Origin of the sequence: Pelomonas candidula, from assembly GCF_043555985.1 — a bacterium.
GTDB classification, from domain to species: Bacteria; Pseudomonadota; Gammaproteobacteria; order Burkholderiales; family Burkholderiaceae_C; genus Pelomonas; species Pelomonas candidula.
The window spans coordinates 1-16,719 of the sequence record NZ_JBIGIC010000012.1; the positions used below are offsets into that span (position 1 = coordinate 1).

Here is a 16,719-nt window from a genome sequence, read left to right on the forward strand (position 1 = left end):
GCGACGAGGCGGGCTGACCGAGCTCAGCGCTACAGTTGTCCACAGCCGGCGTCAGCCGATGCCGGCCCCAAGCCCTGGGTCAAAGTTCAATCGGCAGGGTGGGTCAAATTTAGATCGGCGCCAACAATGCATACCGTCCTCGATCTCGACGAGAAGGAGTTCATGCAGGCCACCCAGGCCACCATCAAGCTGGGCATCAGTTTCGAGAACTGGCGCAACATCGGCGAAAACTACATCCACTCCTTCGGCAGGACCGGCCAGGGACACTGGACGGCTGGCTTCCATCATTTCTGGCTGGAAGCCAGGAAGCGCGGCCTGGCCAGCGACTATGGCGACTACTGCCTCGAATTGCGCGCGGCCCAGGACGACCGGTTCATGACGCTGCCGGACAACGGCATCAACTTCGCCTACCACTTCGACGCGGCCCTGTACGGCCAATTCATGCGCCGCTTCTCCGAAGCCCTTGGCGTGAAGCGCATCGAAGGCAAGATCGCCGAGGTCCGTACCGATGCGCAAAGCGGCCACATCACCGGCTTGGCGCTGGCCAGTGGCGAGTTGATCGAAGGCGACTTCTTCGTCGACTGCACCGGCATGCGTTCGCTGCTGCTGGGCGGCGCGCTGGGCGTGCCCTTCGAGAGCTGGCAGCACTGGCTGCCCTGCGACGGCGCCGTGGCCACGCAGACCACGCCGGCGCGCGATCCGGTGCCCTACACCCGTGCCATCGCCCACCCCTGGGGCTGGCAATGGCAGATCCCCCTGCAGCACCGCGTGGGCCACGGCCTCGTCTACTGCAGCAAGTACCTGAGCGACGACGATGCAAAGGCGACGCTGCTCGCCAATGTGCAAGGGGAAGTGCTGCGCACGCCCAAGGTCATCAAGTTCACGCCGGGCCAACGCAAGCAGGTGTGGAAGCACAACTGCGTCGGCATCGGTTTGTCGACCGGCTTCATCGAGCCACTGGAGTCGACCAGCATCCACCTGGTCCAGAAGGGCGTGACCCGCCTGATCGAGATGTTCCCGACCGACGGCATCTGCCAGAGCGATATCGACGAATACAACAACCAGACCAACGAGGCCATCGAAGTCGTCCGCAACTTCGTCGTGCTGCACTACAAGGTCACCAACCGCGACGACACGGAGTTCTGGCGCTACTGCCGCGACATGGACGTGCCTGAAAAGCTCCGGCATCGCATCCAGCTGTTCCGCGACACGGCCCGTGTCGTGATCGCGCCGCTGGAGCTGTTCGCCGAGAACTCTTGGGTGCAGGTAATGATGGGCCAGGGCATCACGCCCAAGGCCCACCACCCGATCACCCGCCAGATGGCGAACGGCGATCTCGCGGATTTCCTGAACGGCATTCGCAAGGAGGTGGCGCGGACATTCGCGAAGCTACCCAAGCACCAGGCCTGGCTCCAGAGCTTCTGCCCAGCGCCGGTGCCGGAGGACACCTCTGCGCGCTGGATGCCGGCAGGCCGGTGAACGCGCCGGAGGCTGGGAAAGCAGCGGCAGCTTGTAGGTTGGGGTGAGCTTGCGAACCCCAACGCCCTACTCGCCCGCATCCATCTCCACGCCGCTCACGCTCGCCCACGAAGCATCGACGACACCATCGCGAATGAAGCGATGAATGCTGGAGCGCGGCCAGTCGGCGGCTCGCTCGACCCAGCCATGCTTGACCGGATTGAAATGGATGTAGTCCACATGCCGCTCGAAGTCAGCGTCGGCGCGGACGAGGTGTTCCCAGTAGGGCCGCTGCCAGAGCCCTCGTTCGCCCTTGGAAGCACGGCTTGCGCTGATATGCGTTCGCCTTGCGGTATCCGCCGCGAGAAACCTTGCTTGATGCAGCATGAGGCGCGTGGCGAAGTCAGCGTCTTCGCGCGGCAATGTCATCAGCAGGTGCAGGTGGTCGGGCAGCACGCAAATCGCGTCCATCTCGAACGGACGTGACCGGCGCACCGTGCGGAAGCTGTCGCGCAGCGCGTCGATGTGGTCCGTCAGCAGGCTGCCACTGCGGTCAGCCGCATTCAGCAACCTACCGAGCTGGCTGACGAAGGTCAGTGAGCCCTGCGACAAGGCTGCTCGGAACTCACCGAACATCGGCCGGCAGTGCACCGGCCGTGGCATCGAGACAGATGCATTCGCATCGCCCATCGCAGCTTCGGCGATGAGGCCGCCCGTCATGATCAGCGGCGGTTTTCGCCGAAGTCGTCGTGGCGGCAACCCGCGTTCAGAAGGCTCCTCACCCCTAGAACCGTATGCCGTGAAGGCGGGACAGCCAAGGCAACGGGCAATTGCTAGCCTGCGCTCGTGGATGTTCTAACTGACGTATCCGGCGCAAGGTGTGCGAATGGAGCGGTCAGGACTGGCATTCGCCAAGGTCTGACTCAATTCAATATCAAGGAGCGCATGATGCGAATTTGCAAAGCGGCCAGGACGCTGGCCGTCATAACAAGCGTACTGACTGCACAGGCTCTCGTGCCTGTGACAGCAGTCGCGAACCCGGCGCCTGTTGGGGCGCTACAACCGCTGCCGCTTCAGGGCGGTGGCAAGCTGGGCGGGTCCATGACGCTCAACGCCACAGGCACGGGCCTGGCCAGTTGGAACTTCGAGGTCACGGCCGGCACTTACGGCGGCTTCAATTTCACCGACTTCGTCTACGACACGACCAATTCCGTGGCGACGCTCAACCCGCTGCTCGTGTACGGCGGCAAGCAATTGACGACCCTGAACATCCGCACCAACGACTATCCCGGCACGAGCGGCAGCCACAACATGGCGCTGATCTTTGAAGAAATTCCGTCGACGATTCCCGGCGCTGGGCTGCTGCTCAGCGTGTGCGGCGCCACGCTGAACTGCCTCGATACCGGCAGCGGCATCGCACTGGAGTCGGGTGAAGGCGTTTCGAATCCCACGCCCGGCAGTCCCTTCGGCGTTGCGTTCCGGAACATCACGGGCGGATATCTGACCGTGTCGGACCCGCCCGGCTCCATCTCGCTCAATTTCACGGCAGACCCCGTCCTGATCCCGGTCTCGGGAGGCGGTGGTACGGTGCCCGAACCCGCAACGCTGGGACTGGCGAGCCTGGGCTTGGCGCTGGCGCTGTACGTCCCGCGTCGTCGCCGGCACCCGACGTCGTCGTGAATCACGTTCGCCGGGGCTCGGCGCTGGGAGCTGGCCGGTAAGGGCTTGTCCAGCGCCCCGCCCCGGCTTGCAACCGGCAGCCGCCTGCCCGCGCAGACGCCACAGCAAGCGCCGCCAGAGGCCGCACTCAGAACAAGAAATATCTCTGCGCCATCGGCAACTCCTTCGCTGGCTCGCAGGTCAGCAGCACGCCGTCCGCCCTCACCTCGTAGGTCTGCGCGTCGATCTCCATCGTCGGCAGGTAGTGGTTGTGGACCATGTCGGTCTTCTTCACCGTGCGGCAGCCCTTCACCGGCACCAGCGTCTTGGCTAGGCCCAGCTTCTCGACGTTGCCCTGGCCGGCCTGGCTCACGAACGTCAGCGAACCCTGCGACAGGGCTGATCCGAACGAGCCGAACATCGGCCGATAGTGCACCGGCTGCGGCGTCGGGATGGAGGCGTTGGGGTCGCCCATCGCGGCGGCGGCGATGAAGCCGCCTTTCAGGATCAGCGCCGGCTTCACGCCGAAGAAGGCCGGCTTCCACAGCACGAGGTCGGCCCACTTGCCCACCTCGATCGAGCCCACCTCGTGGCTGATGCCGTGGGCCAGCGCGGGGTTGATGGCCAGCTTGGCGAGGTAGCGCTTCACGCGGGCGTTGTCGTTGCCGGCGCCGTCGCCCGGCATTGACCCGCGCTGCACCTTCATCTTGTGCGCGGTCTGCCAGCAGCGCAGGGAGACCTCACCCACGCGGCCCATGGCCTGCGAGTCGGAGCTGAACATGCTGATGGCGCCGAGGTCGTGCAGGATGTCTTCGGCGGCGATGGTCTCGCGGCGGATGCGGCTCTCGGCGAAGGCCAGGTCCTCGGCGATGCCAGCGTCCAGGTGGTGGCACACCATCAGCATGTCGAGGTGCTCGTCCAGCGTGTTGACGGTGAACGGCCGCGTCGGGTTGGTGGAGCTGGGCAGCACGTTGGCTTCGCCCACCACCTTCATGATGTCCGGCGCATGGCCGCCGCCCGCGCCTTCGGTGTGGAAGCTGTGGATGGTGCGGCCCTTGAAGGCGGCAATCGTGTCCTCGACGAAGCCGCTTTCATTCAGCGTGTCGGTGTGGATGGCGACCTGCGTGTCGGTCAGCTCGGCCACGCTCAGGCAGTTGTCGATGGCGGCGGGCGTGGTGCCCCAGTCCTCGTGCAGCTTCAGGCCGATGGCGCCGGCGTCGATCTGCTGCATCAGGCCTTCGGGGCGTGACGCATTGCCCTTGCCGAGGAAGCCGAGGTTCATCGGGAAGGCTTCGGCCGCCTTCAGCATCGTGGCGATGTGGTGCGGGCCGGGCGTGCAGGTGGTGGCCAGCGTGCCGGTGGCGGGGCCGGTGCCGCCGCCGATCATGGTCGTCACGCCGCTCATCAGCGCCTCTTCGATCTGCTGCGGGCAGATGAAGTGGATGTGCGTGTCGATGGCGCCGGGCGTCACGATGAAGCCCTCGCCCGCGATGATTTCGGTGCCGGGGCCGATGACGATGTCCACGCCGGGCTGCACGTCGGGGTTGCCGGCCTTGCCGATGGCGGCGATGCGGCAGCCGCGCAGGCCGATGTCGGCCTTGACGATGCCCCAGTGGTCGACGATGACGGCGTTGGTGATGACGGTGTCGACCGCGTCACCGGCGCCGGGGCCGTTCGGGCGCTGCGACTGGCCCATGCCGTCGCGCACGGTCTTGCCACCGCCGAACTTCACTTCCTCGCCGTAGCCGCCGGCGGCCAGCGTGAAGTCTTTTTCGATCTCGATGACGAGGGCGGTGTCGGCCAGGCGCAGCTTGTCGCCGACGGTGGGGCCGAGCATCTCGGCATAGGCACGCCGACTGATCTTCATAGTTTTCCCTGGACGAGGCCGCGGAAGCCCCACACGGCGCGGTCGCCGCCGAGGTCGACGAGCTCGACAGTGCGCGTCTGCCCGGGCTCGAAGCGCACGGCAGTGCCGCTGCAGATGTTGAGGCGCATGCCGCGCGCGGCGTCGCGGTCGAAGCCGAGGGCCGCGTTGGTCTCGGCGAAGTGGTAGTGCGAGCCCACCTGGATGGGCCGGGTGCCGGTGTTGGCGACCTTGAGGGTCAGCGTGCGGCGGCCGGGGTTGAGTTCGTGCTCGCCGTCGGCGGTGATCAGCTCGCCGGGGATCATCACTTGCGGCCCTGGGTGAGCCACCACACGGCCACGCCGGCCACGGCGACGAGGGCCATCAGGCCGGCACTGTCCCAACCGTGAACATGCGGGCCGGCCATGCCGTGGCCGTCGTGGGCCATGGCGGAGGCGCCGATCAGGGGAAGCAACAGAAGCATCTTGCGCATGGGAAGGCCTCAGGCAATGGGTTGGTGGACGGTGACGAGCTTGGTGCCGTCCGGGAAGGTGGCCTCGACCTGGATCTCCGGGATCATCTCGGCGATGCCGTCCATGACGTCGGCGCGTGTCAGCACGGTGCGGCCGTCGCTCATCAGCTCGGCAACGGTCTTGCCGTCGCGGGCGCCTTCGAGGATGGCGGCGCTGATGAGCGCCACGGCCTCGGGGTAGTTGAGCTTCAGGCCGCGGGCCTTGCGGCGCTCGGCGAGCAGCGCTGCCGTGAACAGCAGCAGCTTGTCCTTCTCACGTGGAGTTAATTCCATCTCGCTTCGCTCGATTCTTTTCAGTTAGCACGTGCGGCCGCCAAGGCCGGCCGAGCTCTAGGTGTCAGTTCCATGGTGTCAGGGCTTGCAAGGCGGATGCCAATCTTGCATCACGTCGGTGGCGGAGGGCTTGCGGGCGAGGCCGGAAGGCTTGCGGGCTGGCGTGCCCAGCGCGATCCAGCCCACCAGCGTCTCGCCTGGTGCGCAGAACGCCGCGGCGATGGCCGGGTGGCGGACCTTGGCGCCGCTGAGCATCTTGCCGCCGAAGCCCAGCGCGTGCGCCGCCGTCAGGAAGTTGGCGACAGCGCCGCCCAGCGCCGCCCACTGCTCGTGGGCCGGCACCTGCGGATGCCCCAAGTCGATGCGCGCGATGACGGCGACGGTGACCGGCGGCCGCAGCGCGCGTTCGGCATCCAGCGCGGCGCCGTCCTCGCCCTTGCCGGCCTCGCGGGCCGCGTCAGCGAACAGGTCGGCCATGGCCTGCTTCGCAGCACCTCGCACCAATTTGAAGCGGTAAGGCACCAATTCGGCGTGGTCCGGTGCACGCAGTGCGGCCTGCGCCATCAGCGCGAGCTGGGCGTCGTCGGGGCCGGGCTCGACGAGGTGCTTGGGGCCGACCGAGTAACGGGTCAGCAGCGTATCGAGGGCAGAGTCGGTCATCGGGTCAGGCCTTGTCTCAGGCGCCAGGACAGGGCATCCACCAGCGCCACGAGCAGCATCATCGCCGCCAGCACGGTGCAGGTCTCGTGCATCTGGAACAGGCCCAGGTGGTAGCTCAGCATCTGCCCCAGGCCGCCGGCACCGACGACGCCCATCACGCTGGCCGCGCGGATGTTGTTCTCCCAGCGGTAGAGCGTGTAGCTGGCCAGCTGCGGCAGCGTCTGCGGCAGTGTGGCGAACAGCCACACGCGCACCGCGCCGACGCCGCGCTGGCGCAGCGCGAGGGCGGCGTCGGGCGGCGCGTTCTCGAAGCTCTCGGCGAACAGCCGGCCCAGCACGCCGCTGGTGTGCAGCGCCAGCGCCAGCGTGCCCGGCAGCGGGCCCAGGCCGGCGAGGATGAGCAGCTGCACGGCCCAGACCAGCTCCGGCACGCTGCGCAGCGCGTTCAGCACCAGCCGGGCCGCCGCACGCGTCACGCCGCGGCCGGCCGCCGGCAGCGCCAACAGCAGGCCGCCGACGACGGCCAGCGCCGTGCCCAGCGCCGACATCGCCAGCGTCTCCAGCAGCGCCCAGCCGGTCTTGGCGAGAAAGCCCGGCGCCGTCTCGGGCGGGAAGAAGCCGCCGACGAAACGGCCCATGTCCCCCAGCGCCTGAGGGCCGAGGAAGGCGGCCCACTGCAGGTCCAGCGACACGAAGCTCGCGACGACGAGGACAACCAGGCCCAGCAGCACGGCGGCGGTGGAAAGCCTCGGCGCCGCTCGGCCGCCCGGAGGCGCCGACGCCCCCTCGGGGGGCAGCGAACGAAGTGAGCGTGGGGGCTGCGTCAATCGAGCCTCCCACGCAGCCATCGGCTGAACGCGTCGCTGGCCATCACCAACGCGATGAACACCAGCAGGATGGTGCTGACTTCCGAGCCGGCGAACATCTTGGACGCGCTGTCCAGCAGCTGCCCCAGCCCGCCCGCGCCGACGAAACCCAGCACGACGGACGAGCGCACCGCGCACTCCCAGCGGTAGACGGTGTAGCTCAGCAGCTCGGGCAGGCAGCCGGGCAGCGCGCCGAACAGCAGCGCCTGCAGCCGGCCGGCTCCGCCGCGCAGCAGCGCCTGCGTGGGCGCGGGGTCGGCGCTCTCCAGGATCTCGGCGTAGACCTTGCCCAGCATGCCGCCGTAGGCGATGGCGATGGCCAGCACGCCGGCCGTGGGCCCCAGGCCCACGACGCGCACGAACACCAGCGCCCACACCAGCTCGGGGATGGAGCGCAGCGCCACCAGCAGCGCCCGCACCGCGCGGCGCAGCCAGCGCGCCGGACCGGGGCGCCCCTCCAGCGTGCTGGCGGACAGCCGCGCCGTGGCCAGCAGCGCCGTGGGCACGGCGATAGCGAGCGCCAGCGTCATGCCGGACGTGGCGATGGCGACGGTGCGCCAGGTCTCGCGCGCCAGCTCGGCCAGGAAGGCGGCCTCCACGCGCGGCGGAAAGAACTGCGCGAGGTAGCGGCCGGTGAAGCGCAGGCTGCGCTCGTCCAGCAGCGTCCACGGCTTGAACTCGGCCAGCACCAGCAGCGGCCAGGCCAGCACGAGGGCGGCCAGCAGCAGCGCCCAGCGGCGTGCCAGGGCGGGGTCGCGCAATGTCATCGCCGGCATCAGCGACACATCGCCTGCGGCAGCGGCACCGGCTGGGGCAGCGGCGCGATCTCCGGCGGCGCCTCGTCCTGACTGCGGTAGAGCTCCTCCAGCAGGTCTTCGTCGATGGCGTCGGGCGGGCCGTCGTAGACGACGCGGCCGGCGCGCAGCGCGACGACGCGCGGGAAGTGCTTCAGCGCCAGGTCCACCTGATGCAGGCTGCACACCAGCGCCGCCCCGCGCGCGGCGGCTTCGCGGCGCAGCACGGTCAGCGTCATCCCGGCACGGGCCGGGTCCAGCGCGGCCAGCGGCTCGTCGGCCAGCCACAGGCGCGACTCGGACACCAGCAGCCGCGCCAGGCCCACACGCTGGCGCTCGCCGCCGGAGAGGCGGTCCACGCGCAGCCACAGCTTATCGGGCAGGCCCAGCTGCTCCAGCGCGGCCTGGGCCAGCGGCGCATCCGGCGGGCTCCACAGCGTGCGCAGGCTGCGCGCCAGCGACATGCCCGGCAGCCGCGCCGCCAGCACCGCCACGGCCACGCGCTGGCGCGGCGGCAGCGGTGGCTGCTGCGGTGCCAAGGCGATGCCGGCGCGCAGGCGCTGGCGCTCGCCACGACTGCGCGCCCACGGCTCGTCGCCGTCCAGCGTGAACCGGCCGGCCAGCGGCGCCTGCATCAGCGCGAGCAGGTTCAGCAGCGTCGTCTTGCCCGCGCCCGACGCGCCAATGACGGCCAGCGGCTCGCCCTTCGCGATGGCGAGGTTGACGCCGTTCAGCACCCGCACCGTGCCGCCCAGCGCGGCGGCGTCGATGCCGGACAGCTCGATCACTTCAACAGGCCCGCGTTCTCGGCGGCGGCCTTGATGCCGGTGTAGTTCTCGGGCTTGGTCGGCACGAACTTCGTCGCACGCTGCAGGCCCAGGATCTCCTTGCCCTGCGGCGTGTTCGGGTCCAGTGCCAGGAAGGCGGCCTTGATCTTGTCCTGCAGCGCCTGCGGCATGTCGGCATGGACGGACCAGTTGTAGTCGAAGTAAGGCGGCGTCGTGTAGAAGACCTTGACCTGGCTCGTGTCCACCTTCTTGTCGGCGACGAACTTCTCCCACACCGAGATGTTCAGCGCGCCGGCATCCACCTTGCCGCTGGCCACGGCGGCAATGGTCGCGTCGTGCGCGCCGCTGAAGGCCACGCGCTTGAGGTCCGTGTCGGGATTGATCTTCGCGGCCAGCAGGTAGCTGCGCGGCATCAGGTGGCCCGAGGTGCTGCTCTGCGAGCCGAAGGACAGCGTCTTGCCTTTCAGGTCTTCCAGCTTGTTGATGCCGCTGGCCTTGTCGGTGATGAAGACGGAGCGGAACTTCTCGTCCTCCTCGCGCTGCACCAGCGGCACGATCTTGCCGCCCGAGCGCACGCTGGCCTGCACGAAGGTGAAGCCGCCGAACCAGGCCAGGTCGATCTTCTTGCTGACGACGGTTTCGACGGCGGCGGCGTAGTCGGTCACCGGCGTCCATTCGACCTTCATGCCCAGCTTGCTCTCCAGGTACTGGCCCAGCGGCGCGAACTTGCGCGCCAGCTCGGTGGGGGACTCGTCGGGGATGGCCGTCACGCGCAGCACCTGCTGGGCCTGCGCCGCCACGCCGGCCAGCGCCAGCGACATCACCACACCGCGCGCCAGACTGGCGACGACACGAGAGAGGGCCATGTGAATTCTCCTGAGGGGTTGAGGTGTCAGAACACCAGGGTGGCCCACGCCGAATGGGCGGCGCGGGAGGCGTATTGGACAGCACCACCGTGGCGCCGGCCGGCGGGGATCAGGTCGTCGTGCGTGAGCCCCTGCGCGGCGAGCGCGTCGGCGCAGGCGAAGAAGCGCGCGCCATGCTCCAGCGCATCGTCCATCCAGTCGGCAATCGTCTTGTCGAAGCGGTCGGACGCGCGCAGTTGCGCCGCCACGCCCGGTTTGAGCAACAGCACGGCGCGGGCGGAGAAATAGACCTCCACCTGCATCTCCAGCGCCGCCGCCGCAGCCGCGTGCGCAAACGGCGTGGCCAGGCGCACCGGGTCGCCGGGGTCGGCCGCCCACAGCAGGATGGCGAGGCCGCTGCGCTTCACGGCGCGGTGTCCAGCTTGTTGAACCAGACCCAGCGGGCCTGCGCCTCGCGGATGGCGGCCTCATCGACCGCGAGCCTGGGCTTCTCTCCGTCGAGCTTCGACGGCGCCAGCTCGACCAGCCAGCCGGCGTCGTAGGGCGACTGGTGGATCAGCTCGGGCCGATCCTCCAGTGCGACGTTGACGCGCACGACGACGCCGGACAGCGGCGACTTCACCGACACGATGGACTTGGACAGCTCGACGACGCCGATGGAGCGGCCCTGCGCCACCTCGCTGCCAACCGGCTTGGGCCGGCACATGTAGATATCACCCGACGCCTTCAGGCCCAGCGCCGTGATGCCGACGAGCACATGCCCGCCCAGCAGCGGCTGTGCCCAGGTCTGGTCCTCGGGCCAGAGCCAGAAGCCGGGAGGCAGATCGGCGGCGGTCATGGACGCATCTCTCCACACGATTTGGCCTTCAGTCGGCGTCGCGAGCGGCCCGAGGTTGCGTCGAGAAGCGCAGCCGTACTCGGGTACGGCGAGCATCGCAGGCGCGAGATCGGGTCGCGCAGCCGCCGAATGAATGCCAAATGGCGGAAAGAGGTGGGAGTCGAACCCACCCGGCGACGCGTGGCGCCACCCACCGGGTTTGAAGCCCGGCCGACACACCGGTGTCGTTCTCTTTCCCTGTTCATGACGATACGACCGGCGCAAACAGCGCGCTGTCCGGCCTCAACTTGTGCTCGTCGCCCACGCGACGCAGCAGGCCGACGCGGTCGAAATGTTCCAGGTGCTGGATGGCACGCTTGCGGCCCAGGCCGGTTGCGTCGCGGAAGGCCGCTGCCGTGACCTTGCCATGCTCGGCGCCCAGCGCGCGGGCCAGGGTCGCGAGCCGCGTCATCGTCGCGGTGTCGCAGTAGAGGTCTTTCACGACCTGGTGCAGCTCGCCCTGCTGGGCCAGCCGCGCCAGCGTCGCGCGCAGCAGCGGCTCGGGCTCGGCACAGTCCTTGGCCAGGTCGCGCGCCCAGGCACCTTCGGCACCCGCGGCGGCGAGGTGGGGGGCGATCTTCTGCGCGATGCGCTGCTCGGCGGTGGACAGCTGAACGCCGTGGGCCGGCAAGTGCACACAGGCGCCGCGCACGGCGATGTGGCCCGTCGCTCGCAGGTCGGCCAGCACGTCCCGCCACAGCGCATCGGCGATGCGCGGCGCCACCAGCCGGCGCAGGCGGGCGGCGTCCGGCCCGAGCTCGTCGGGCGAGCGGGCGTGGAACTCGGCCAGCACGGCCAGCAGCCGCTGCGTGAGCACCGCGCCGGCGGCCTCGCCCAGCGCCCAGCCCTGCTGCGGCTCGGCCAGCCCCTCAGCCTGCCCGAAGCGGGCCAGGTCCAGCCCCAGCCGGGACAGCGCCAGCAGCCGCTCGCGGCGGCGCGCCGTGGAGGGCAGCTCGCAGGCGGCCAGCTCGTCCAGCCGCTCCGGCGTGCGGCGGTAGCGCGCCGGCGCGAAGGGGTCGAGCACGACACCGCCGGCCAGCGTGCGGGTGGCGCTGGCATCGCGCAGCACGAGACGGTCGCCACGCCACGCACCGACGGTGCCCTGGCAGACCAGCTGCACGCGGCCGGAGGCGCCCGGCTCGATCTGGTCACCGTCGAGCACCGCCACGCTGGCCGTCATGCTCTGTGCACCGACATGCAGGTGCACGCGCGCGCCGGAGCGCAGCGGCCGCGGCTCGCCGGGCCACAGACGCAGGCGGGCATCGAGCCGGTCCGTGGCCAGCGCCACGTGAGGCGCGGTGAGCCAGGCGCCGCGCGGCGCATCCTCCTTGGCGATGCCGGCCAGGGCCACGGCACAGCGCTGGCCGGCCTGGGCGCGCTCGACCGGCCGGTTCTGCGCGTGCAGGCTGCGCACGCGGGCACGGCTCCCGGTGAGCTGGAGTTCCGCGCCGACGCTGATCTCGCCCGCATGCAGCGTGCCGGTGACGACGGTGCCGACGCCGTCCAGCGTGAAGGCGCGGTCCACGGCCAGCCGCGGCGCAAGGCCATGCGTGTGGCGGGGCGGCGTGTGGCGGGCGGCGTCGAACAGCAGCTCGCGCAGCGCGCGAACGCCCTGCCCCGTGGGCGCGCAGACGGGCAGGATGGGCGCGGCGTCCAGCCCCGTGCCGGCGAGCAGCGCGCGCATCTCGCCGGCCAGCGCGTCGACGCGGCCGGGCTCGGCACGGTCCACCTTGGTGATGGCCACGGCGCCGCGCGTGAGGCCCAGCAGGCTCAGCACGGCCAGGTGCTCGCGGGTCTGCGGCATGACGCCATCGTCGGCCGCGACGAGCAGCAGCGCGAAGTCGATGCCGCTGGCGCCGGCCAGCATCGTGTGGACGAGCTTCTCGTGGCCGGGGACGTCGATGAAACCCAGGCGCTCGCCCAGCCCCGGCACGTCGACGTAGGCATAGCCCAGCTCGATGCTGATGCCGCGCGCCTTCTCCTCGGGAAGGCGGTCGGTGTCGACGCCGGTGAGCGCGTGCACCAGCGTCGTCTTGCCGTGGTCGATGTGGCCGGCCGTCCCGACGATCACGCCAGCGCCTCCTTCAGCACGCCCAGCTGCGAGGTCAGCAGCGCAGGCGCTTCCAGGCAGCGCAGGTCCAGCAGCAGGCGGTCGTCGTGGATGCGGCCGATGACGGGCCGCGGCAGGCCGCGCAACGCGGTGGCCAGCGCCTCCAGCGTGCGGCCACGGCCATCGGCCGCGGTGATGGCGAGGCCCGCCGACGGGATGCGTTCGACGGGCAGCGAGCCGGAGCCGATCTGGCTTTGCAGCGCGACAGTCTCGACCGCGAAGCGTGGCGCGACGGCGGCGGCCATGTCGGGGAGCAGGCGCTGCGCGAGGTCGGCGATCTGTGCCGGATTCCGGGTCAGCAGCCGCAGCGTGGGCAGGTCCCGCACCAGCCGCTCGGGCCGCAGGTAGAGGCGCAGCGTTGCCTCCAGCGCCGCAAACGGCAGCTTGGACAGGCGCAGCGCGCGCTTCATCGGGAACTTGCGGATGCGGCCCACGGCGGCCTTGCTGCCAACGATCAATCCGGCCTGCGGGCCGCCCAGCAGCTTGTCGCCGCTGAAGGTCACGACGTCGCAGCCCGCGGCCAGCATGGCCTGCGGCAGCGGCTCGGCGGGCAGGCCCCACTTGGACAAATCCACCAGCGCGCCGCTGCCGAGGTCGGTCATCAGCGGCACGCCGGCCTGCCGCGCGATGGGCGCCAGCGTCGCCTCGTCGACCGACGACGTGAAGCCCTGCACCTGGTAGTTGCTGGTGTGGACCTTGACGATGAGGCCGGTGCGCGGCGTGATGGCCTGCTCGTAGTCGCGCGGGTGGGTGCGGTTGGTGGTGCCCACCTCCACCAGCGTCGCGCCGGCCGCGCTCATCACGTCGGGCATGCGGAAGGCGCCGCCGATCTCGACCAGCTCGCCGCGCGACACGATGGCCTCCCGGCCACGCGCCAGCGCCGCGATGCCCAGCAGCACGGCGGCGGCGTTGTTGTTGACGACGGTGGCGGCCTCGGCGCCGGTCAGCTCGCAGAGCAGGTCTTCGATGAGGTCGTCGCGGTCGCCGCGGGCACCCCGCTCGAGGTCGAACTCCAGGTTGTTGGGCGAGCCCATCAGCGCCATGACCTGCTGAAGCGCCGCGTCGGCCAGCAGCGAGCGGCCGAGGTTGGTGTGGATGACGGTGCCGGTCAGGTTGAGCACGGCGCGCATGGCCGGCTGCATGCGGGACTCGACGCGCGCCGCCAAGGCTTGCGGCAGCGCGGCGACCTCGGCACGCAGCAGGTCGCCAGCAACGGCGCGGGCGCGCAGGCCGTCCAGCAACGCCCTCGCCTCGCGCGCGACGAGCGTGTGGCCATGCTCGGCGACCAGCGGCGCGCAGTCGCGCAGCAGTCTGTCCAGGGCCGGCAGGTCTTGGGGCCTCGCCTTGGAACCGTGGACCACGGATTCGTCGGGCGCGTTCATCAGTGGGGTTTCCCTGGCGGTGCCGGGTCGTCCGGCTCGCCGAACAGCAGCAGCAGGTTGAGCCCGTGGCGCTGCAGCCCGGACTCGCTGACCAGCAGGTCCAGCGTCAGCGTGGCGAGGTCATCGGCGACGGGCTCGATGCCGTTGTCGCGCACCGGGTGCATCAGCTTCAGGTAGTGGCCGCATTCGCTGCAGCACTCGGCCTGCACGGCGGGCTGCGTCTCGGCGCTGCTGCCGTCCGCCGCGACGAGGCTCTGCAGCGAGATGCCCTTGGTGCTCTGGCAGTGCGCGCACTTGACGCGCACGTAATGCCATTGGGTGGTGCACAGGCCGCAGGCCAGGTAGCGGGCGCCCTCGCTACCCAGGCGCTCCAGCGAGGCCACCGGTTCCGAGCCGCAGCAGGGGCAACGGGTGGGATCGTCGACGCGCCCGAAGGGGGCGACCTGTGCTTCGACGCGGGCCGCGGTCTGCTGGACCAGGCGCACCCAATGCAGTTGCAGGCCGGCAGCAATCAGTGGCGCGCTGGCCAGATCCAGCCCCAGCATGACGCCATTCAGCAGGCGGTCGGCCTGGGTTTCCACGTGATCGTCGGCGGCCACGGCGAGCGCCAGCGCCGTCGCCCTGGCCGGGCCATCAGGCAGGCGGTGGGCCAGGTCAGCCAGCAGCGCGCGCAGCGAGTCGCGCCACACCGCGGTGCGCGGCCAGCTCTGGGCCGGCAGCAGCGGCTGGCCCGCGCGGGCGGCCGCCTCGACCTGCTCGGCGGTAGGCAGCGGCACGTCGACGCGGGCCGACAGCGCGCGGTGCTGGGCATCGGCCAGCTCGGCGACGAAGAACAGGAAGTCGCGCATCGCGTGCTCCGCCGCCAGCTGGCGCAGGCGCAGCGCGCGCTCGGCGAAGACACCGACCTCGGGCAGGTGCAGGAAGGTCAGCTGCTCGCCGGCGCGGACAGCGATCTCTTCCGGGCTGAGGATCTTGTGCGTGGTGCCGACGGTCACAGGTGTTCACCCTTCGCGCTTCGTGCTGTCCCGCCAGGCGGGAGCTGAGCCCCTTCGGGCGGCCGTGCGGGTCTCATTGCTTTCCAGTCATTTCCCGATGCCACTGCGCGTGATTCTGACGCGCCCAGCCTTCGGTGACCGTGCCGCGCGTCATCGCGCGCAAGGTGCCTTTTACCCAGATCGCCGCGTAGACGTGCACGATGACGGTCAGGATCAGCACCGTGGCCGATAGCGCATGCAGCAGGACGGCGACGCGCCGCAGCAGGATGGGGAAGGCGTTGGCGAACCACGGCTGCCAGAACAGGAAGCCCGTCAGCACCAGCATCGTCAGGCTCACGACCATCAGCCAGAACACCTGCTTCTGGCCGCCGTTGTAGCGGCCCGCGGGCGGCATGCGGCTCTTGTCGCCGCGCAGCATCTCGCCGCTGTGCCGCATCCATTCCCGGTCGGCGTCGGTCATCACGTTGTGGCGCCACAGCTTGAGGAACATGACGAGGAAGCACAGCGCCATCAACAGCCCCAGGAAAGGATGCAGGATGCGCGCCCAGGTGCCGCCGCCGAACAGCGCCGTCAGGAAGAAGAACGCGGGATGGAAGAAGGCCAGACCCGACAGCCCGGCACCGAGGAAGAACAGCACGATCAACCAGTGGTTGGTGCGCTCGCCAGCGTTGTAACGCTGCAGGAAGCGGGTGGCCATGGCGTGCTCCTGTCAGACGGTGGTGTTGCGGTCGGCGTTGCGGTCCGCCGCGGGGTCGTCCGGGTCCTCGATGGGCCCGACGCGCGTGTAGTGGAAGAAGCCGGCGATCGCCGCGCCGATCATGGCCGCGACGGCCAGCGGCTTGGCCGCGCCCTTCCACAGTGACACGAGCGGGCTGATCTTCGGGTCGGCCGGCAGGCCGTGGTAAAGCTCGGGCTTGTCGGCATGCTGCAGCACGTAGACGACATGAGTACCGCCCACGCCCGGCGGGTCGTAGACGCCCGCGTTGGCGTAGCCGCGCTCCTTCAGGTCGACGATGCGTTCGGCGCCGAACTCCAGCATGTCCTCCTTGGTGCCGAAACGGATCGCGCCGGTCGGGCAGGCCTTGGCGCAGGCCGGCTCCAGGCCCACGCCGACGCGATCGGAACAGAGCGAGCACTTGTAGGCCTTGCTGTCGACCTTGCTGATGCGCGGCACGTCGAACGGGCAGCCGGTCACGCAGTTGCCGCAACCGATGCAGTGCTCGGAGATGAAGTCGACGATGCCGTTCGTGTACTTGACGATGGCACCGGGCGCCGGGCAGCTCTTCAGGCAGCCCGGGTCCTCGCAGTGCATGCAGCCGTCCTTGCGGATCAGCCATTCGAGCTTGTCTTTCTCGACCTCCACCTCGGAGTAGCGCATGACCGTCCAGCTCTGCGGCGTGAGGTCGCGCGGGTTGTCGTAGGTGCCGTGGTTCTCGCCGACGTCGTCGCGCAGGTCGTTCCACTGCATGCACGCCACCTGGCAGGCCTTGCAGCCGATGCAGGAGGTCACGTCGATGAGCTTGGCGACCTCGGCGACGTGCGTGCGCGCCTGGGTGGACGGCGTCGTCGTGGCGGAGCGCTTGGCGATGTCGAGGGATTGGAGTGATGACATGGCG

19 protein-coding genes and 1 tRNA gene are annotated in these 16,719 nt (G+C 69.9%); 2 read left to right on the plus strand and 18 right to left on the minus strand.

Going from position 1 to position 16,719, the window contains the following annotated elements:
- The first annotated feature begins 126 nt into the window (after positions 1-126).
- The gene (locus ACG04R_RS21105) at positions 127-1,479 is read left to right on the plus strand and encodes a tryptophan halogenase family protein (protein WP_394415496.1); all 1,353 of its coding nucleotides are present in this window, start codon (positions 127-129) and stop codon (positions 1,477-1,479) included.
- 66 nt (positions 1,480-1,545) lie between these two features.
- Here the strand turns inward: ACG04R_RS21105 and ACG04R_RS21110 are convergent, their stop codons facing one another.
- Entirely contained in the window at positions 1,546-2,178 is a 633-nt protein-coding gene (locus tag ACG04R_RS21110) for an REP-associated tyrosine transposase (RefSeq protein ID WP_394415498.1), read from the minus strand.
- Positions 2,179-2,559: 381 nt separating this feature from the next.
- Between ACG04R_RS21110 and ACG04R_RS21115 the strand changes: the two genes are divergently transcribed.
- A complete protein-coding gene (locus ACG04R_RS21115; RefSeq protein WP_394415500.1) occupies positions 2,560-3,138 on the plus strand; it encodes a PEP-CTERM sorting domain-containing protein in 579 nt (192 codons plus the stop codon).
- 127 nt (positions 3,139-3,265) lie between these two features.
- Here ACG04R_RS21115 and ureC read toward each other — a convergent pair whose 3' ends face one another.
- The 17 genes from ureC to fdxH all read right to left on the minus strand — a co-directional run bounded on the left by ureC (position 3,266) and on the right by fdxH (position 16,715).
- On the minus strand, positions 3,266-4,984 hold the full coding sequence (gene ureC / locus ACG04R_RS21120; RefSeq protein ID WP_394415502.1) for an urease subunit alpha: 1,719 nt from the start codon (positions 4,982-4,984) through the stop codon (positions 3,266-3,268).
- Positions 4,981-5,286, minus strand: coding sequence for an urease subunit beta (locus ACG04R_RS21125; RefSeq protein WP_394415812.1), 306 nt, complete (start codon positions 5,284-5,286; stop codon positions 4,981-4,983). The genes ureC and ACG04R_RS21125 overlap by 4 nt, the downstream gene beginning before the upstream one ends.
- The gene (locus tag ACG04R_RS21130; protein WP_394415504.1) at positions 5,286-5,453 is read right to left on the minus strand and encodes a hypothetical protein; all 168 of its coding nucleotides are present in this window, start codon (positions 5,451-5,453) and stop codon (positions 5,286-5,288) included. The genes ACG04R_RS21125 and ACG04R_RS21130 overlap by 1 nt, the downstream gene beginning before the upstream one ends.
- Positions 5,454-5,462: 9 nt before the next feature.
- Positions 5,463-5,765: an urease subunit gamma gene (gene ureA, locus ACG04R_RS21135; protein ID WP_394415506.1), complete on the minus strand. Its 303-nt coding sequence runs from the start codon at positions 5,763-5,765 to the stop codon at positions 5,463-5,465.
- 78 nt (positions 5,766-5,843) lie between these two features.
- Entirely contained in the window at positions 5,844-6,425 is a 582-nt protein-coding gene (locus tag ACG04R_RS21140; RefSeq protein ID WP_394415508.1) for a nitroreductase family protein, read from the minus strand.
- Complete coding sequence (gene phnE, locus ACG04R_RS21145) at positions 6,422-7,156, minus strand: phosphonate ABC transporter, permease protein PhnE (RefSeq protein ID WP_394415510.1); 735 nt, start codon at positions 7,154-7,156, stop codon at positions 6,422-6,424. Before phnE (ACG04R_RS21145) ends, ACG04R_RS21140 begins: the two co-directional genes overlap by 4 nt.
- A 92-nt stretch (positions 7,157-7,248) precedes the next feature.
- The gene (phnE, locus tag ACG04R_RS21150; RefSeq protein WP_394415511.1) at positions 7,249-8,058 is read right to left on the minus strand and encodes a phosphonate ABC transporter, permease protein PhnE; all 810 of its coding nucleotides are present in this window, start codon (positions 8,056-8,058) and stop codon (positions 7,249-7,251) included.
- A gap of 8 nt (positions 8,059-8,066) precedes the next feature.
- Positions 8,067-8,873, minus strand: a complete 807-nt coding sequence (locus tag ACG04R_RS21155) for a phosphonate ABC transporter ATP-binding protein (RefSeq protein ID WP_394415513.1) — start codon at positions 8,871-8,873, stop codon at positions 8,067-8,069.
- Positions 8,870-9,739 carry a putative selenate ABC transporter substrate-binding protein gene (locus ACG04R_RS21160; protein WP_394415514.1) on the minus strand — a complete coding sequence of 290 codons (870 nt, stop codon included), beginning with the start codon at positions 9,737-9,739 and terminating at the stop codon, positions 8,870-8,872. The genes ACG04R_RS21155 and ACG04R_RS21160 overlap by 4 nt, the downstream gene beginning before the upstream one ends.
- 26 nt (positions 9,740-9,765) lie before the next feature.
- The gene (locus tag ACG04R_RS21165) at positions 9,766-10,146 is read right to left on the minus strand and encodes a DsrE family protein (RefSeq protein WP_394415516.1); all 381 of its coding nucleotides are present in this window, start codon (positions 10,144-10,146) and stop codon (positions 9,766-9,768) included.
- The gene (locus ACG04R_RS21170) at positions 10,143-10,577 is read right to left on the minus strand and encodes a glycine cleavage system protein H (RefSeq protein ID WP_394415518.1); all 435 of its coding nucleotides are present in this window, start codon (positions 10,575-10,577) and stop codon (positions 10,143-10,145) included. Before ACG04R_RS21170 ends, ACG04R_RS21165 begins: the two co-directional genes overlap by 4 nt.
- 141 nt (positions 10,578-10,718) lie before the next feature.
- Positions 10,719-10,814, minus strand: a tRNA-Sec gene (locus ACG04R_RS21175).
- Between the two features lie 4 nt (positions 10,815-10,818).
- Positions 10,819-12,687, minus strand: coding sequence for a selenocysteine-specific translation elongation factor (gene selB / locus ACG04R_RS21180; RefSeq protein ID WP_394415519.1), 1,869 nt, complete (start codon positions 12,685-12,687; stop codon positions 10,819-10,821).
- Positions 12,684-14,108, minus strand: a complete 1,425-nt coding sequence (gene selA, locus ACG04R_RS21185; RefSeq protein ID WP_394415521.1) for an L-seryl-tRNA(Sec) selenium transferase — start codon at positions 14,106-14,108, stop codon at positions 12,684-12,686. Before selA ends, selB begins: the two co-directional genes overlap by 4 nt.
- A complete protein-coding gene (fdhE, locus tag ACG04R_RS21190; RefSeq protein WP_394415523.1) occupies positions 14,108-15,103 on the minus strand; it encodes a formate dehydrogenase accessory protein FdhE in 996 nt (331 codons plus the stop codon). Before fdhE ends, selA begins: the two co-directional genes overlap by 1 nt.
- 73 nt (positions 15,104-15,176) lie before the next feature.
- Positions 15,177-15,800: a formate dehydrogenase subunit gamma gene (locus ACG04R_RS21195; RefSeq protein WP_394415525.1), complete on the minus strand. Its 624-nt coding sequence runs from the start codon at positions 15,798-15,800 to the stop codon at positions 15,177-15,179.
- A 12-nt stretch (positions 15,801-15,812) separates the two neighbouring features.
- Positions 15,813-16,715, minus strand: a complete 903-nt coding sequence (gene fdxH / locus ACG04R_RS21200) for a formate dehydrogenase subunit beta (RefSeq protein ID WP_394415527.1) — start codon at positions 16,713-16,715, stop codon at positions 15,813-15,815.
- Between the last annotated feature and the right edge of the window lie 4 nt (positions 16,716-16,719).

What these genes read in the sequence shown, in the direction of transcription:
- ACG04R_RS21160 (WP_394415514.1), bottom strand. Translation starts at nt 9,739, where the DNA reads ATGGCCCTCTCTCGTGTCGTCGCCAGTCTGGCGCGCGGTGTGGTGATG.
- ACG04R_RS21195 (WP_394415525.1), bottom strand. Translation starts at nt 15,800, where the DNA reads ATGGCCACCCGCTTCCTGCAGCGTTACAACGCTGGCGAGCGCACCAAC.
- ACG04R_RS21140 (WP_394415508.1), bottom strand. Translation starts at nt 6,425, where the DNA reads ATGACCGACTCTGCCCTCGATACGCTGCTGACCCGTTACTCGGTCGGC.
- ACG04R_RS21130 (WP_394415504.1), bottom strand. Translation starts at nt 5,453, where the DNA reads ATGCGCAAGATGCTTCTGTTGCTTCCCCTGATCGGCGCCTCCGCCATG.
- ureA (WP_394415506.1), bottom strand. Translation starts at nt 5,765, where the DNA reads ATGGAATTAACTCCACGTGAGAAGGACAAGCTGCTGCTGTTCACGGCA.
- selA (WP_394415521.1), bottom strand. Translation starts at nt 14,108, where the DNA reads ATGAACGCGCCCGACGAATCCGTGGTCCACGGTTCCAAGGCGAGGCCC.
- ACG04R_RS21105 (WP_394415496.1), top strand. Translation starts at nt 127, where the DNA reads ATGCATACCGTCCTCGATCTCGACGAGAAGGAGTTCATGCAGGCCACC.
- ACG04R_RS21115 (WP_394415500.1), top strand. Translation starts at nt 2,560, where the DNA reads ATGACGCTCAACGCCACAGGCACGGGCCTGGCCAGTTGGAACTTCGAG.
- fdxH (WP_394415527.1), bottom strand. Translation starts at nt 16,715, where the DNA reads ATGTCATCACTCCAATCCCTCGACATCGCCAAGCGCTCCGCCACGACG.
- phnE (WP_394415511.1), bottom strand. Translation starts at nt 8,058, where the DNA reads ATGACATTGCGCGACCCCGCCCTGGCACGCCGCTGGGCGCTGCTGCTG.
- ACG04R_RS21170 (WP_394415518.1), bottom strand. Translation starts at nt 10,577, where the DNA reads ATGACCGCCGCCGATCTGCCTCCCGGCTTCTGGCTCTGGCCCGAGGAC.
- ACG04R_RS21125 (WP_394415812.1), bottom strand. Translation starts at nt 5,286, where the DNA reads ATGATCCCCGGCGAGCTGATCACCGCCGACGGCGAGCACGAACTCAAC.
- ureC (WP_394415502.1), bottom strand. Translation starts at nt 4,984, where the DNA reads ATGAAGATCAGTCGGCGTGCCTATGCCGAGATGCTCGGCCCCACCGTC.
- ACG04R_RS21110 (WP_394415498.1), bottom strand. Translation starts at nt 2,178, where the DNA reads ATGACGGGCGGCCTCATCGCCGAAGCTGCGATGGGCGATGCGAATGCA.